Annotated in this window: 12 protein-coding genes and 3 pseudogenes; all 15 read left to right on the top strand. The window is 66.9% G+C overall.

All coding sequences use genetic code 11. The annotated features are described in order from the left end of the window. The 15 genes and pseudogenes from SALPAC6_RS0121175 (at position 1) to SALPAC6_RS0121095 (ending at position 14,924) form a co-directional block, all read left to right on the top strand. Positions 1-2,982 (top strand): glycine--tRNA ligase, encoded by a 2,982-nt coding sequence (locus tag SALPAC6_RS0121175; RefSeq protein WP_018255326.1) that lies wholly within the window; start codon positions 1-3, stop codon positions 2,980-2,982. 309 nt (positions 2,983-3,291) lie between these two features. Beyond that, positions 3,292-3,819: a DUF6244 family protein gene (locus tag SALPAC6_RS0121165; RefSeq protein ID WP_018255325.1), complete on the top strand. Its 528-nt coding sequence runs from the start codon at positions 3,292-3,294 to the stop codon at positions 3,817-3,819. 200 nt (positions 3,820-4,019) lie between these two features. Continuing rightward, the gene (locus tag SALPAC6_RS0121160) at positions 4,020-4,421 is read left to right on the top strand and encodes a CdiA C-terminal domain-containing protein (protein WP_018255324.1); all 402 of its coding nucleotides are present in this window, start codon (positions 4,020-4,022) and stop codon (positions 4,419-4,421) included. A gap of 15 nt (positions 4,422-4,436) precedes the next feature. Continuing rightward, a complete protein-coding gene (locus SALPAC6_RS0121155; protein ID WP_018255323.1) occupies positions 4,437-4,889 on the top strand; it encodes a SitI3 family protein in 453 nt (150 codons plus the stop codon). Positions 4,890-5,096: 207 nt separating this feature from the next. Next, positions 5,097-5,900: a class I SAM-dependent methyltransferase gene (locus SALPAC6_RS0121150; RefSeq protein ID WP_026189928.1), complete on the top strand. Its 804-nt coding sequence runs from the start codon at positions 5,097-5,099 to the stop codon at positions 5,898-5,900. 10 nt (positions 5,901-5,910) lie between these two features. Further along, a complete protein-coding gene (locus tag SALPAC6_RS0121145) occupies positions 5,911-6,360 on the top strand; it encodes a SitI3 family protein (protein ID WP_026189927.1) in 450 nt (149 codons plus the stop codon). A gap of 158 nt (positions 6,361-6,518) precedes the next feature. Further along, positions 6,519-6,881: pseudogene (locus SALPAC6_RS26455) on the top strand (SitI3 family protein); the annotation flags it as partial. Between the two features lie 1,018 nt (positions 6,882-7,899). Then, complete coding sequence (locus tag SALPAC6_RS0121135; protein ID WP_026189926.1) at positions 7,900-9,426, top strand: helix-turn-helix domain-containing protein; 1,527 nt, start codon at positions 7,900-7,902, stop codon at positions 9,424-9,426. Positions 9,427-9,492: 66 nt separating this feature from the next. Continuing rightward, entirely contained in the window at positions 9,493-10,551 is a 1,059-nt protein-coding gene (locus tag SALPAC6_RS0121130) for an asparaginase (RefSeq protein ID WP_018255318.1), read from the top strand. After that, the gene (locus SALPAC6_RS0121125; protein ID WP_018255317.1) at positions 10,544-11,008 is read left to right on the top strand and encodes a PPC domain-containing DNA-binding protein; all 465 of its coding nucleotides are present in this window, start codon (positions 10,544-10,546) and stop codon (positions 11,006-11,008) included. The genes SALPAC6_RS0121130 and SALPAC6_RS0121125 overlap by 8 nt, the downstream gene beginning before the upstream one ends. A 354-nt stretch (positions 11,009-11,362) precedes the next feature. Then, complete coding sequence (locus SALPAC6_RS0121115) at positions 11,363-11,890, top strand: DUF6244 family protein (protein ID WP_018255315.1); 528 nt, start codon at positions 11,363-11,365, stop codon at positions 11,888-11,890. Positions 11,891-12,075: 185 nt separating this feature from the next. Further along, a pseudogene (locus SALPAC6_RS26445) lies at positions 12,076-12,488 on the top strand (CdiA C-terminal domain-containing protein). A 14-nt stretch (positions 12,489-12,502) separates the two neighbouring features. Further along, positions 12,503-12,961 carry a SitI3 family protein gene (locus SALPAC6_RS0121105; RefSeq protein WP_018255313.1) on the top strand — a complete coding sequence of 153 codons (459 nt, stop codon included), beginning with the start codon at positions 12,503-12,505 and terminating at the stop codon, positions 12,959-12,961. Positions 12,962-13,016: 55 nt separating this feature from the next. After that, positions 13,017-13,663 (top strand): annotated as a pseudogene (locus tag SALPAC6_RS28275) (thiopeptide-type bacteriocin biosynthesis protein); the annotation flags it as partial. 88 nt (positions 13,664-13,751) lie between these two features. Continuing rightward, complete coding sequence (locus SALPAC6_RS0121095) at positions 13,752-14,924, top strand: IS30 family transposase (protein WP_018252772.1); 1,173 nt, start codon at positions 13,752-13,754, stop codon at positions 14,922-14,924. Positions 14,925-14,967: the final 43 nt, after the last annotated feature.

Genomic DNA, 14,967 nt, shown 5'->3' with positions numbered 1-14,967 from the left:
GTGACCGACCTGACCATGCAGGACGCGCTATCCCGGCTCTCCGCCTACTGGGGTGGACTGGGCTGCCTGACCGTGCAACCCATGAACACCGAGGTCGGAGCGGGCACCCTCAACTCAGCGACCGCCCTGCGGGTCCTCGGCCCAGAGCCGTGGAAGGTCGCCTACGTCGAGCCGTCGGTTCGTCCGGATGACGCCCGATACGGCCAGAACCCTAACCGGATCCAGTGCCATACCCAGGTCCAGGTGATCCTCAAGCCCGAGCCGGGCAACGCCCAAGAGCTCTACCTCGGTTCCCTGCAGGCGCTCGGCATCGACGTCACCAAGCACGACGTGCGATTTGTGGAGGACAACTGGGCCTCCCCGGCGCTGGGCGCGTGGGGTCTTGGCTGGGAAGTGTGGCTGGATGGACTGGAGATCACGCAGTTCACCTACTTCCAGCAGGCCGGCGGCATCACGCTCAACCCGGTCTCGGTGGAGATCACCTACGGCATGGAGCGCATCCTCATGGCGCTGCAAGGGGTACGCCACTTCAAGGACATCAGGTACGCGCCCGGCGTCAGCTACGGCGAGGTGTTCGGGCAGGCCGAGTACGAAATGTCGCGCTACTACCTCGACGATGCCGATGTGCCGACCAACCGGGAGTTGCTGTCGGCGTACGCGGCCGAGGCCCAACGCATGATTGATGCCGGGCTACCGATCCCGGCGCACACGTTCGTGCTCAAGATGTCGCACGCGTTCAACATCCTCGACGCCCGTGGCGCTGTATCCACCGCTGACCGGGCCAGTGAGTTCGCCCGCATGCGCCGCCTGTCCAACAGTGTTGCCAGACTGTGGATTGAGACCCGGAGGAAGGAGGGCTTCCCGCTCGGTCAGGTGGTACCGCCAGAGATTGCGGCCGCTGCCCGGCGGGAGCAGCCGAAGCAGGAAGGGCCGCAGTTGCTCGTCTTCGAAGTCGGCATCGAAGAGATGCCACCTACCGAGGCTCACGACGCGCGCCAGCAGGTCGAACATGCGCTGACCACACGACTCGCAGCGGGCCGGCTCGCCTACGGTTCGATCCGTGTCCACGCCACGCCTCGACGCATCACCGCCATCGTCGCCGAGGTCGCTGAGCGGGAGACCGACGCTGTCACCACCGTGCGTGGCCCGCGTGTCTCGGCAGCATTCAAAGATGGCGCGCCGACGCCGGCGGTCCAGGGGTTCGCCCGCGCCAACGGCGTCAGCGTGGATGCCTTGTCCACCACCGTCGTTAACGGCGTCGAGTACGTCTGCGTCTACCGCGAGGAGCACGGCCGTACCGCCGTCGAAGCCCTCGCCGAGATCCTGTCCACGGTAGTGGGTGGCCTGCGGTCGGCGAAGAACATGCGCTGGAACGATCCCGAGTTGGCGTTCACCCGACCGATCCGGTGGCTGCTGGCCATGTGGGGCAGCGAGCCGGTCCCGGTTACCGCCTCACATCTGCGGGCGGATACCGAGACGCGGCTGCATCGCAACGCATACCAGCGGATCGCCGCCGTCAGCTCTGCCGACGCGTACCTTCCGATACTGGACGCTGCCGGCATCGTGCTTGACGAGACCGTCCGCAGGCAGGTCATCGTCGATGCAGCCCGCACGGCGGCCGCCAGCGTCGGCGGCAGCATCGATGCCGACGGCGAGGAATCCCTGCTCGACCAGATCACGTTTCTGGTCGAGCAACCGACGGCGATTTTGGGCGACTTCGACCCCACCTACCTGGGCCTACCCGATGCCATCCTCACCACCGTGATGCGCAAGCACCAGCGCTACCTGCCAGTATGTGACAGCGAAGGCCAGCTCCTGCCCCACTTCGTCGTGATCGCCAATGGCGCGATCAACCCGACGACCGTCCAGGCAGGCAACGAGGCCGTGCTGCGAGCACGGTTCGAGGACGCGGCGTACTTCTACCGCGCCGACCAGACAATTTCGATCACCACCATGCGTGAACGCCTGTACCGGCTTACCTTCACCGACAAGCTCGGCTCCATGTCCGATCGAGCAGACCGCATCGCGGCCCTTGCCCAGACCCTCGCGTCCGGCGTACCCCTGGATGACAGTGAGTTGGCGACGCTCGAACGAGCCTCGCAGATTGTCAAGTTTGACCTCGGGTCCCAGATGGTGACCGAGATGACCAGCCTCGCTGGCGTCATGGGCCGCGAGTACGCACTGCACGCCGGTGAGTCTGCAACCGTTGCCGCTGCCATGTTCGAGGCTGAGCTGCCTCGGTACGCCGGCGACCTGCTCCCGCAGAGCACGCCTGGCGCCCTGCTGGCCTTGGCGGACAGACTGGACTCTTTGATCGGCTTGGCCGCCACGGTGGGCCTGCCGACCGGCAGCAGCGACCCCTTCGCCCTCCGTCGAGCTGCGGTCGGGACGATCGCGATCCACCGTTGCATACCCTCCCTCGCCGGGCTTTCCCTGCGCAACGCCCTCACCGAAGCCGCTCGACTACAGCCCGTGCCCGTCACCAGCGAAACGATCGACGCCGTCACTGAGTTCGTCACACGGCGGCTGGAGCAGCTACTCCTCGACGAGGGGCACACCGTCGACCGGGTACGCGCGGTCATCATCCACGCCGACCAGCCCAGCACCGCCGATCGCGTGCTTCGTCAACTCACCGAGCTCGTCGAAACCCCGGACTTCCGGCGGCTCGCCGCCGCCCTGCAGCGAGCCAGAAGGATCGCGACGAACGGAGGCGCTGAATACGAACCGATGACGCTGACCGAACCGGCGGAGCTCGACCTGCACGAGGTCGTCAGGAAGACCGTCGGCCGGCTTCCTGAACACGCAGACCTCGGTGACCTTGTCGCCGCAGGTGGTGACCTGCCTGCCGCGGTGGACTCGTTCTTCAACGACATCCTCGTGATAGCAGAAGACCCGGATGTGCGAGCACGCCGTTTGGGCCTAGTCGGGGCGGTCGCCGCGCTCGGTGACGGCGTGCTCGACTGGCAGGCACTTCGGCTATAGCGCCAGCAGCACGGAATACCGACGGTAGACCGCAGTACCGCCACCTCACGCTTCGAGCGAGATAGGGACCTCGTTGACCTGTTGATCGTGGAAGGCCCGGAGCGCACGTCTTGGGTGATCCGGCAGATGTTCGTGGAGTGCAAGGCCAAGGGGCCTCACGGCGTCTACGCCCAGCTTCGTGGTACCGGCAAGCCCGCAGTCAGTGCCATGTAGACCAGACCGACGAGTCGCTCGAGGCCGGTCACTGGCACGATGGCACGACCCGTTAGGACGCAGCCATCGTCATCGCCGATCGGAGGATTGCTTCACGTGTCGATCATCGAGAAGATCCACAGCGAGTTGGGTGCCCTGACCGCTGGTGTCGACAAAGCTCGCGGTCTGACCGCCGCAGCCGGTAGCCAGGCGCAGGAGGTCGGCGCTCGTGCCGCGGGCGCTGGCTTCGCCGCTGTGGCCGTCGGTATGGCCCGGGTCCACGACGCGATTCAGAACGTCCAGGCCGGCTTTGGTCGCTTCTCCGCGTCGGCTGGGGAGGCGGCAAAGGCGACCGCGGCGGTGCCCCGCCAGGGCACGCCGCAGGAGACGGTCGCTGGGTTGGCACCGGTGCAGAGCGCACTGGACAACGCCCGCGATGCGGGGACCCAGGTGATTAGTCAACTCGGCGATGTGCAGCAACTCGTCAGAGCCGTTCTGCACGGCGGGCAGCCAGGACCCCTGTTGCAGACGTTGAATGAAGCCAAGCAGATCGTGGTGCTTCTCGTGGAACGTACCGGCACCACCCGGCAGGCTATCGAGGCGGCGGTCGCTGAAGCACGACAACTGGGATCGTCGGGAAACTGACCGGGGCTGGTGGCCCTGCATCCGCCAGCCCCGCCCCCAACTCCACCGCTGCCGCCGACGGCCCGACCACGACAGCAGCCGCCACGGATGACCCAGCCATCCCCGAATCGAGTCCCACGTCCTGGAGCCGGCCGCCAACCGGCGTTCCCGGCGGCTCGCCCACTGGGCCCCGAACGAAGATCCCACCACGAGAGGACACGGTGGTACAACGCTCGCTGGAGTTAGAAAACGAGTGCGCCGACACTCTCGCCCACGACGGCTACCGCGTGCATCAGAACCCGACGCGGCAGGAAATCGCCGACGCCCGCCAGAACACCGGCGACAGGGGGAAGCCGGACAAGGATCCGGACTACCTCATCGAGGGCCACGTCTTCGACTGCTACTCCCCCACCGCCGGCAAGGCGGTACGCGGGGTATGGACGGAAGTGTCGCAGAAAGTGGCGAGGCAACAGACCCAGCGAGTGGTGTTGAACCTGTGCGACTGGCGCGGCGACATCGCCGGCCTGCGAATGCAGTTCAACGACTGGCCGGTCCCACACCTCAAGGAACTGGCAGCAGTGACCCGAAACGGTGCGATCATTCAGATCGTCCGACGCAACTGAGAAGGCAGGCAACACGTGGGCATCGAATACCGACTGACCCTAGCCGGCGACATCCCCCTGGAAGACCTCGCGTCCCTCGTCGCCCCGCACGGCGTCGAGGAGTCAACCCTGCCCGGCTACCCCCGGCTGCTCACCGCCGACCTCGGGGAGGAACTCGGCTACACCGTCACCGTTTCCGCAGGCAGCAGCGGCTACTTCGACGCCGAAGACGACGACGGCACCCAGTGGGAATGGGAACCCGACACCTACACCAACATCATCTTCGACCTGCGCAAGAACAACCCACCCGAAGACGTGGTCCCAACAATGGTGTCGGCCGTGGCCCGTGTCCTCACCAACCGGCCGGAAGACGCCGCGTTCGTGCTCAACGGCAACTGGCTCCTACTGACACGAGTCACGGGACAACTACGCGAACACCGGCCAACCTGGTGGGACAACTACGACGTCAAAGGCATGACCGCGGGTTGAACTCACACATTTCGCGATACCTCTCCGCTCAACGAGCAACACCCACCGGGAGGCGTAGGCTCCCGGTGGCTCTGCCGGGATGATCGTCATCCCGGTATCGGACGGACGACCAGCGATTCACAGCCCGAACGGCTCGACGACGTTGGCCTGCCCGTGGCAGCTGATCTCCCCGCTACCCGGCCAACATCACCGAGCTCGCCCACCGAGATGTTCATGGGTCTGTTTGACGGAACCATCGATTTCTACCGGCAGTACCGGCCCGGCATCCCGGCAATCGTGGCCGACGTTTTGGACGCTGCGGTCCCTGACTGTCAGCCGCGGCGCCTTCTCGACGTAGGCACCGGCACCGGCCTCGTGGTGGAGGCTCTGCTTGGCCGTTTCGATGACATCATCGCCATCGACAGCGATCCAGGCATGCTCGCTGCTGCCGAAGATGCGCTCCGTCCGCAGCTACCCGCCGACGCTCAGTTGCGGCTGCAGGAGGTCACGGCGGAGGAGTTCACGCCACCGGCGGGATGGCAGGCCGAACTGGTGACGATCTGCCGAGCCTTCCACTGGCTCGACCAGGCCGCGACCCTAACCCGGTTGGACGCGCAGGTCAGCCCGGACGGCGCGGTCGCGATCTTCGCCGACAACAGTTTCTGGACTGCTACCAACGGCTGGAAGGCCGCAATCCGCACGGTCATCCAGGACTTCCTCGGCGAGGAGCGTCGCGCTGGCGAAAGCCTATTCCAGCATCACCACCGCCCGTACAGCGAGATCATGCGTGAGTCTCCGTTCAGTCAGGTTGAGGAGTACGCCGTGCCGGTCATCCGAACCTGGACCGCGGACAGCATCCTTGGGTACCTGCACTCCACCTCGTTCGCCGCGCCACAACTGTTTGGCGACCGGCTCGACGCGTTCGACAGCGCTGTCCGTGCCACCCTTGCCCGATACAGCGACACCGATACCTTCACCGAGGACAACGAGTTCCTCATCCGCATCGGCCGGCGAGATCGGCGAGACCGATGAAGGGGTGCAGATGGCTGTCGAGTACCGGCTGACGCTGGAAGGCGACATCCCGCTCGAACAGGTGGCGGAGCTGGCCGCTCCCGAAGCGGTCGAGACGTCCACGGCGTCTGGCGGCAGAATGCTCAGCGCCGACCTGAACGACGAGCGCGGGTACGTCGTGGACATCACCGGCGGCCGGCACGGCTACTACAGTGCCGAGAATGACGGTGGCGCTCTGTGGGAATGGGAGCCGAAGACCTACGTCGACGTCAGCTTCTACATGCGCAAGGACACCCTGGCCGACAAGGGCAAAACCCATATGCTGGCGGCCGTGGCCAGGACCCTCGCCGGCAGGGCCGAGGACGCGGCCCTGACCCTCAACGGCGACGTGCTGATGCTGACTCGCGTCGCGGGCACCCTTCGAAAGCACAACACCGACGGCTGGTACGACGAAGACTACGACAGGATCCTCCACCCCTGACGCGCCTATGAATCGGGGCGGCGAGGGCTTGTTCTGGCTCGCCGCCGTGCGAGGCGTCGTCTGCCGCAGCATCGCGAGCCGCAAAGGAACACGGTTCGGTAACGGCGAATAAGCGCGATGGTGCAAATCGTTGATTGAGACGGAGGGTGGCCGTCGAGATGGCTGTCGAGTTCAGGTTGACCCTGGCGGGCGACCTCTCCTTGGACGATGTGGCTGGTCTCGTGGGAGCCGACGTCACCGAGAGGCCGAGACCAAGCGGTACCCGTCCGCGGCTGTTCAGTGCCCGCCTCTACGGCACCCGTGGATTCGCGCTGACCGTCCCCTCAGGGAGCCAGGGCTACTTCGATGCCGAGGCCGACGACGGCACCCGCTGGGAGTGGGAGCCGGAAACGTACGTCGACATCGACTTCTTCATGAAGGCTGGCGACCTGGTCGACAAGGGGATCCCGAACATGATGAAGGCCGTGGCCCAGGTGCTGACCGCCCCACAGGAGGACGTGGCACTGGTCCAGAACGGCAACTGACTCCTGCTCACCCGCACCGCCGGCGACGCACCATCGCTATCCATCGCGTCCTCGGCACGAACGCTCCCGCCAGCACCCCGCTCAGCTACGCCCTGCCCACCACTGGCTTGAAGGTGCCGAAGCCGCGGCATGATCCGCCGACGGCACGCTGCTGGCCTGGTACCGCCACGCCATGGCCAGCGACACCGCCCGCCTACACGCCGATCCTGGTGACAAGATCCCGATTCTGGTCAACCCGAAGCCGGAGCAACTGCGCCGCTCGGCCCTCGCCACCACGCCCTACTACATCATCAATCCCGAAACGACGCCGACCCGCCCACCCGCCTTGGAGATAAGTGCGGAACGGGCTCGTGGCGGCAGTCAGGGCCGGCTTTGGCACGCTCCTGCGCGACCACGCGCCAATCATCTGCCTCCTCGAACGGAAGACACTCCACGACACTTTGCTCAGCTGGACCATCACCCCGCCTGCCCGGCACCGTCTTCACCGACTACACCAACCACCCAATCGTCCTCGCCCGCGACCTCATCCACGAAGCCGGCCACCCTTGCTCAACGACGCCCTGGTCGCCTACCACGTCACCATCCCCGACGACCGGCACTTTTACTCACCCTGGCGAGCCACTGAACGACCCGCCTTCGGCTTTCTCCACGCCTGCTGAGCCTTTTCGCTCACCGTCCTGTATGCCGCACGCGTCGTCTCCACCGCGCCACCCGACGTACGCGACTTTCTCACCGCCCATCTGCACCGGCAGTCCGACCAGCTAGCCCAAGCAAAGGAGAACTTTCAGACAGCCATCGCGCTGGTCGGCCACAATGATCTACGTCTCCTTGTGATCGAGATCTTCGCCACCGCCGTTAGAATCACAGCCACACAACCTAACCGATCAGGGAAGGTGAAGTAGGACGGACGTCGCTGTGTGCACGGTGTACCGTGGGCAACACCAATCGTTACCCCGCGACCGGCAAATCCGCCCGCTGCCCCGGGCACACAACCGGCGCAATCCGTGAGGTTGGGATGGCCCAGACTCCGCGCGAGCTCGCACCGCATACCTCTGCCAAGCACTACTTTGGCGCCCACTTGCGATCATGGCGAGAACAGCGCGGCTGGTCACAAGCGCGGCTCGGTGAACACGTGCACGTCAGTTCGGATCTCATCGCGAAGATCGAAAAGGCCCTGCGCTGGCCGACCTCGGAATTCGCAACCGCTTGCGACACCGCGCTCGCCGCAGGTGGTGCGCTCACCAACCTGCTTGCGCTGGTCGAACTGGAGCGACACCAGGAGCGTGTCGCCGTGGCTGCCACCGTCAGCGCGGTGCGCGCCGCCGTCTCCCAGCAGCGGTGCCGTACCACGCCGACGGCTTCCGCGTTCGCCGCCTCACCGGGTGGGATCGCCACTGGTGCGGCAGCGGATTGGGCATCAGCGCTGCCCGGTGTGCAACTCACGGCGCCCCCGCCGGCATGGCCGGTCGACCGATTGCTGACCCTGCCGCACGGCCGAGCCGTACCCGCTACGACCCTGACCCTCACCATCGTCCCCGCCCAAGACCGTCTCCACGCTGCCCGCTACCCACGGGCATTTGGTGGTGGCCACGCCGCCGCCGTCGGCCTGCGCGAACTCGTGGCGACGGAACTACTGGACGGCGACGAGCCCATCCTCGCCGTGGCCACAACGCCCACCTTTGGATTGGCGGTACCGGCATACCGCCTCGATGCCTTCACCGTCGGCATCCTGTGGGCCCTGTGCGGCATGGACGACGCTCTCCTGGCCGATGATGCCGCGCTCGCCGACAGCGTCCCCCAACTCCGCCGCTACGCCCACCTACCCGGCTCCGCAGTCAGCCGCAACGTCGCCGCCGACCTCAGCGCCTTGAGCCAGATGTGGCTTGGCTCAGACTTCTGCGCCCGCTACATCAGCCACCGTCTCGACGCCGCGACCGACCAGCCCGTCTTCTGGACCCGCGAGCAGTACGGCGAAGAAGCCAGTACCTGGCTGCTCTTCCGCCACAAGATCGATTATCTGCACGCCACAAGCGAACGCTTCACCACACCCACCGCCCCGGCCGCCCGCGTCTTCTGCATCCCAGAAACCGCCGTGCGGGGCAGCCCCCACGCGGAACGCATCCTGCTGCTGCTCTCGGCAGCGTTCATGGAATCCCTGCGCATCGCCGTGCACGTGAGTCCAGACCCGGCGTACGCCACCGTCGAAGGCTTCGTGCTGACCCCACACACGCAGGTCATTCTCGCCAACTGGGTGCGCGCCGATGGACTCTGGCACGTCGACGCCCTCGATCGCCGTGTCGCGCTACGCCGCTACGACGACGTTGCCCGCAGCGGCCAAGCCGGCTCCATCACCGCATCGGGCCGGTCCACCCGCCGCCTACGAGTCCTCGCCGAGTACCTCGGCCTGGAATGGCCCTGGCTGCGTCGACGCTGCACCGAGCTGGCCGCCGTCGGCATCGACGGGATGATCCGACCGCGCAGCCGGTTACTGACCACTGACGGGATCAACGCAGCCTGCCGCTACCTGGCCAGCCTCCCTTGAGCCTTCGCTTCACTCAGAAACTGTGACAGGCTGCCGCAGACACACAGGCACGGACGAGGAGGTGCGGTGGCGGAGAAGCCGACATCGGTCTTGATGCTCTCCCTCGGCGGGACAATCGCCATGACCGTCGGCAGCGACGCTGGCGGCGTCGTGCCGAACCTGACCGCCGAGGAACTCATCGCCGCTGTACCTGGACTGGCCGAGACTGGCATCGACGTGTACGTCCAGACCTTCCGCCAACTGCCGGGCGCCTCGCTCAGCTTCGACGACCTCACGGCGCTAGCCGCACTGATCGCCGACCACACCGCGACCGGAGGTATGGATGGCGTCGTGGTCACCCAGGGCACCGACACCATCGAGGAAACCGCCTACCTGCTCCACCTGCTCCACACCGGCGAGGCGCCGGTTGTAGTCACCGGTGCGATGCGCAACCCCACGATCGCCGGCGCCGACGGGCCCGCGAACGTCCTCGCCGCGATCCGCACCGCCGCCAGCCCGGCCGCCCGCGGCCTTGGCGCCCTCGTGGTCTTTGCCGACGAGATCCACGCCGCCCGACACGTCCGCAAGACACACTCCACCAGCGGCGGCACCTTCCGCTCGCCGAACACCGGCCCGCTCGGCCACGTCGTCGAAGGCACAGTACGGCTGCTCACCCACCCACCGCACCGCCTGACCGTGCCGCTGGAGACGGTCACCCGGGTTCCACGAGTCGGGCTGTACACCGTCTCCCTGGGCGACGACGGCACCCTCCTCGCCGGGGCCGACGGGCTCGACGGCCTCGTCGTGGCGGGGTTCGGCGTCGGCCACGTACCTCAACGCCTCGTCGAGAAGCTCACCGCCCTCGCGGCGAGGATCCCGGTCGTGCTCGCCTCCCGTACTGGTGCCGGACCGGTCTTGGCCTCCACCTACGCCTTCCCCGGCTCCGAGAGCGACCTGCAGCGCCGAGGGCTCATCGGCGCCGGCTTCCTCGACCCCTACAAGGCGCGCATCCTGCTGCACACCCTTCTCGCCGCCGGCGCCGAGCCCGAGACCATCGCCGCCGCATTCGCCGCCTACGGCACCGGCGATCCTGCCCGCTGGCCCTGGCCGGCCCTCAGCCAACAGCCGGAGATGCAGTATGCGTAGCCACGACCTCACACCCGGCCGCATGATCGGCGTCACGTTCGACCACGGCGAGGACTTCTTCACCGCCCTCGCCGACGCCTGCCGCATCAACGGCATCCGCCACGGCTACATCCCCGTCTTCATCGCCGGCTTCAGCAATGTCGAGATCGTCGGCACATGCCAACGCCTCGACAACCCCCAGGCACCCCTGTGGGACCGCGTGCACCTGTCCAACGTCGAAGCACTCGGCGGCGGCACCATCGCCTACGACGAGGCCGAGGACCGGATCCTGCCGCACATCCACGTCAGCGTCGGCCTCAAGGAACACAGCGCCACCGGCCACACCAGCCACCTGCTTGCCGCCACCGTCCAGTTCCTCACCGAAATGTTGGTTACGGAGGTTGCCGCGCCGACAATGCGCCGGGTCCCCGATCCCACGATGTACGACGTGCCACTCCTACAATTCGGCAACGGCTGACCATCTCAGATGGCGGCGTCGTCTTGTGGACTGACGGGTTGCCGCGATGCGCGCGAAGGGCTACGGGCCCCGATCGTGTCAACCATCCGTTTGCTGATCATCGAGATTTGCGGGCCCGTCATGCTTCTTATCCCCGAGGCGAGCCGCTACGACATGCCTCAGTTGCGTATCAGCGACAACTGACAGGCCAGTAGCATCCACTCCCGCCACACGCGCTGGAACCTGGACCGGAAGCCGCTCATGCGACTGGCCGCCTGCGGTGCCGACTCGCCCAGTGTCTAGTGGCCTCGCGAGGAGCCCGGTAGGTTCAGCGGTCGAGAACTTCCACTTTCCTCGATAGGGGATGCCGGCCACGTGTCACAGATCGAGAAGATCACCGGTGAACTCCGTGCGTTGATGGCCGGGGTGGAACGCGCGCAGGGGTCGGCCGCCGCCGCCGACCGTCAGGCGCAGGAGACGGCGTCGCGGGCTGCTGGTGCGGGCTTCGTTGCGGTGGCGGCGGGTGTGGCACGGGTGCGCAACGCGATCACGGGCATCCAGGGCGGCCTGGGAAGACTTGCTGGTCCGATCGGTGAGGCGACGACGGCCGCCGCTGCGGTGCCGAACGAAGCCACCCCGCAGGAGACGATCGCCGGGCTGGCGCCTGTGCAGAGTGCCGTGGACGCTGCCCGTGACGCGGCGGCCGGGGCCATCACCGGAGTCGGTGAGGCGCAGCAACTCGTCGCCATGGTCCTACAGGGCGGGCAGCCCGGGCCGCTGCTACAGGCCCTGGAGGCCATTAAGCAGGTCCTGGTGCTGGTCGTGCAGCGCACCGGCGGGGCCCGGCAGGCCATCGAAGCGGCGATCGCGCAGGCCCGGCAGTTGGGGTCGTCGGGAAACTGACAGGGGCTGGCGGTCACCCACCGGCCAGCCCTACCCCTTCCCAGCACGGTGACCCGCCGCCGACACCTCATGCCGCCGACGACACCCCATCGGATGACCATGACCACGGCACGCCCTGGACCAGACAGCCAACCGGAGTCAGGGGCGGGACGCCGACCGGTCCGAGAACCAGAATTCCACCCAGGTTGGACGACGAAGGGCGGCGTCCGTTGGAGCTCGAGAACGAATGCGCCGATATAGTCGCCAGCACGAGCTACCGGGTCCACCAGAACCCCACCAGGCAGGAGATCGCCGACGCCCGGCTCCGCACCGGCGACTCCGGCAACCCGGACAAAGACCCGGACTACCTGATCGAAGGTCACGTGTGTTCGACTGCTATTCGCCCACTCTCGGCAAGCCGGTACGGGGTGTCTGGAGCGAGGTCCGCGCCAAGGTCGACAGGGAGCAGACCCAACGCGTGGTGCTGAACCTGCACGACTGGCACGGAGACCTCGCGGCCCTGCGGACACAGTTCGACACCTGGCCCGTCGAGAAGCTGAAAGAACTCGTCGCGGTAACGCCGAGCCGCACGATCGTGCAGATCGTCCGTCGAGACTGAGGAGAGGCGCAGAGATGGCTGTCGAGTTCAGGTTGACCCTCGCCGGTAACCTGCCCCTGGACCACGTGGCTGATCTCGTGTCAGCCGAACCCGCCGAGAAGCCCAGGCCGAGCGGCACCACCCCACAGCTGCTCAGTGCCCGCCTCTACGACACCCGCGGGTACGCGCTGACCGTCTCCTCAGGCAGCCAAGGCTACTTCGATGCCGAGGCCGACGACGGTGCCCGCTGGGAGTGGGAGCCACAGACATACGTCGACATCGACTTCTCCATGCGGGCAGACGACCTGGTCGACAAGGGGATCCCGAACATGATGAAGGCCGTGGCCCGGGTATTGACCGCCCGGAAGGAGGACGCGGCGCTGGTCCAGAGCGGCAACTGGCTCCTGCTGACCCGCGTCGGGGGCACACTCCGCAGACACCGGCCTACCTGGTGGGGCCACTACGGCATAGACGATCGCCTCATCACCCCATGAACCAGCCGAGCGCGAGTGACCCGCTGACGAACGACGCGACTTCGACCCGTCATCCGTGGTCGACCCCGGCCAGACCGCCCAAGAGCGAGAGCAACGAGCGGTCGCCCACCTCAGCCGAGTCCTTCCCGTCGCCGAACCGCCAGCCTCATAACCTTTTGGTGGTTCATCCGTAAAGGTGCCTGGCGCATCCGCTACCTCCCCACGAACAGCCCCGACAGTGGAGACAGGGCCAGCCGACTACTCACCGAAGGGACCACCTGGACCAGCGGCATCTACGAACCCGAAACCCATGCCTTTGGCGGCCACGACGCAATGGCCACCGCGCACACGCTGTTCCACCACGACAGCCGCCACCTCCTCACCTACCTCCACCAGCACCCCACCACCCGGCGCGAACACTCCCTGATCTTGTGCAGCGCCCTCATGCGCGCAGCAGGGCTGGACCCCAACGAGCAAGGCGACGTCTGGGCACAAGTCCCCGAGCACCGCGCCGCACACCTCAACCAGGCACCCATAACCGATGCCCGCAGGTGGGCGAGGTTCACCGGAGACGTTCGAAGCCTGCTGCTCGGCGCACCTCGCACTTCCGGCGACTGGCACACCGCATTGGCACACGCCGGCACGGCTCTACACCGTCAACGGGAAAGGGGCACCCTCACCCGTGGTCTGCAGGCAGCAATCGCCTTGCACGTGATCTTCCACTGTGTCGGCTCCGCCTGAAAACTGACCACGTGGTTCCGGGCGGGTTCCAGTACTTGTCGCAACACACCTGATCATGTGAGGCGTGTTGATGGGACGACGAGGACGGAAGCGCCGGCTCGAGCTGGAGACGGAGTACTGGCGGCTGCTGCAGTCAGGCATGGGTACGTTCGAGGCTTGCCGCATTGTGGGGATCGGTCGCAAGACCGGCTATCGGTGGCGCGCGGAGAGTGGTGGTGTGCCGCCGGCCCGATTGGCTGAGGGCGTCTGGTCCGGCAGGTACCTGTCGCTGTTGGAACGGCAACGGATCGCCACCCTGCGCAGGCAGGGCCTGACGATCAGGGCGATCGCTGAGCAGTTGGGCCGGGCGCCGTCGACAGTGAGTCGGGAGTTGCGCCGCAACACCCGTCCGCATGACCAGGGCGTCTATGACGGCGATCTGGCGCACGCGCGGGCCCGGCAGCGGGCTCAGCGCCCGCGGGGAGGCCGGCTACTCGCCGACATCGGTCTGCGGGCCGTTGTTCAGACCAAGCTGGAGGAGGATTGGAGCCCGCAGCAGATCGCCGCGTGGCTTCGGCAGGCATATCCCGACCAGCCCTCGTGGCACGTCTGCCACGAGACGATCTACCAGGCGCTCTACCGCGGCGGCAGAGGTGGACTCAGCCGCCAGCTCACTCGCCGACTTCGCACTGGCCGGCCGCTGAGGAAGCGGCGTCGTCGGGCCGATCAGCGCCGCTGCCGCTTCGTGGCTCCCGCACTGTTGATCGAGCATCGGCCGGCTGCGGCCATGCACCGCACCCGGATCGGTGACTGGGAGGGAGACCTCATCGTCGGTCGGCAGAGCCAGTCCGCCATCGCTACCCTGGTCGACCGCACCAGTCGATACCTGCGGCTGGTGCACCTGCCCGTCGACCGCACCGCCGAATCCGTCCGCGACGCACTCCTGACCGTACTGGCGGGACTTCCCGAGGCCGCGCGCCTCACTCTGACCTGGGATCAGGGCGCGGAGATGGCCCACCACCAGCAGATTGCACCGCTGCTGCGGGACGGGGTGTTCTTCGCCCATCCCGGCCGCCCATGGCAGCGTGGCACGAACGAGAACACCAATGGCCTACTGCGCCAGTACTTCCCCAAGCGCACGGACCTATCGCAGCACACCGCGGCCGACCTCCGCGCCGTTGAGCAACGCCTCAACAACCGGCCCCGCAAGACCCTCAACTGGCGCACCCCGGCCGACGTCTTCCATACCGCTCTGGCACCCTGACGATCGTCACCGTTGCGACGACTGCTCGAATCCGCCCCGGCTG

Source organism: Salinispora mooreana (assembly GCF_000379065.1).
In the GTDB taxonomy this organism is placed as follows: domain Bacteria; phylum Actinomycetota; class Actinomycetes; order Mycobacteriales; family Micromonosporaceae; genus Micromonospora; species Micromonospora mooreana.
Note: the sequence above shows the minus strand (reverse complement) of the source record. Positions and strands in the feature narration are given on the sequence as shown.

What these genes read in the sequence shown, in the direction of transcription:
- SALPAC6_RS0121150 (WP_026189928.1), top strand. Translation starts at nt 5,097, where the DNA reads ATGTTCATGGGTCTGTTTGACGGAACCATCGATTTCTACCGGCAGTAC.
- SALPAC6_RS0121145 (WP_026189927.1), top strand. Translation starts at nt 5,911, where the DNA reads ATGGCTGTCGAGTACCGGCTGACGCTGGAAGGCGACATCCCGCTCGAA.
- SALPAC6_RS0121135 (WP_026189926.1), top strand. Translation starts at nt 7,900, where the DNA reads ATGGCCCAGACTCCGCGCGAGCTCGCACCGCATACCTCTGCCAAGCAC.
- SALPAC6_RS0121125 (WP_018255317.1), top strand. Translation starts at nt 10,544, where the DNA reads ATGCGTAGCCACGACCTCACACCCGGCCGCATGATCGGCGTCACGTTC.
- SALPAC6_RS0121105 (WP_018255313.1), top strand. Translation starts at nt 12,503, where the DNA reads ATGGCTGTCGAGTTCAGGTTGACCCTCGCCGGTAACCTGCCCCTGGAC.
- SALPAC6_RS0121095 (WP_018252772.1), top strand. Translation starts at nt 13,752, where the DNA reads ATGGGACGACGAGGACGGAAGCGCCGGCTCGAGCTGGAGACGGAGTAC.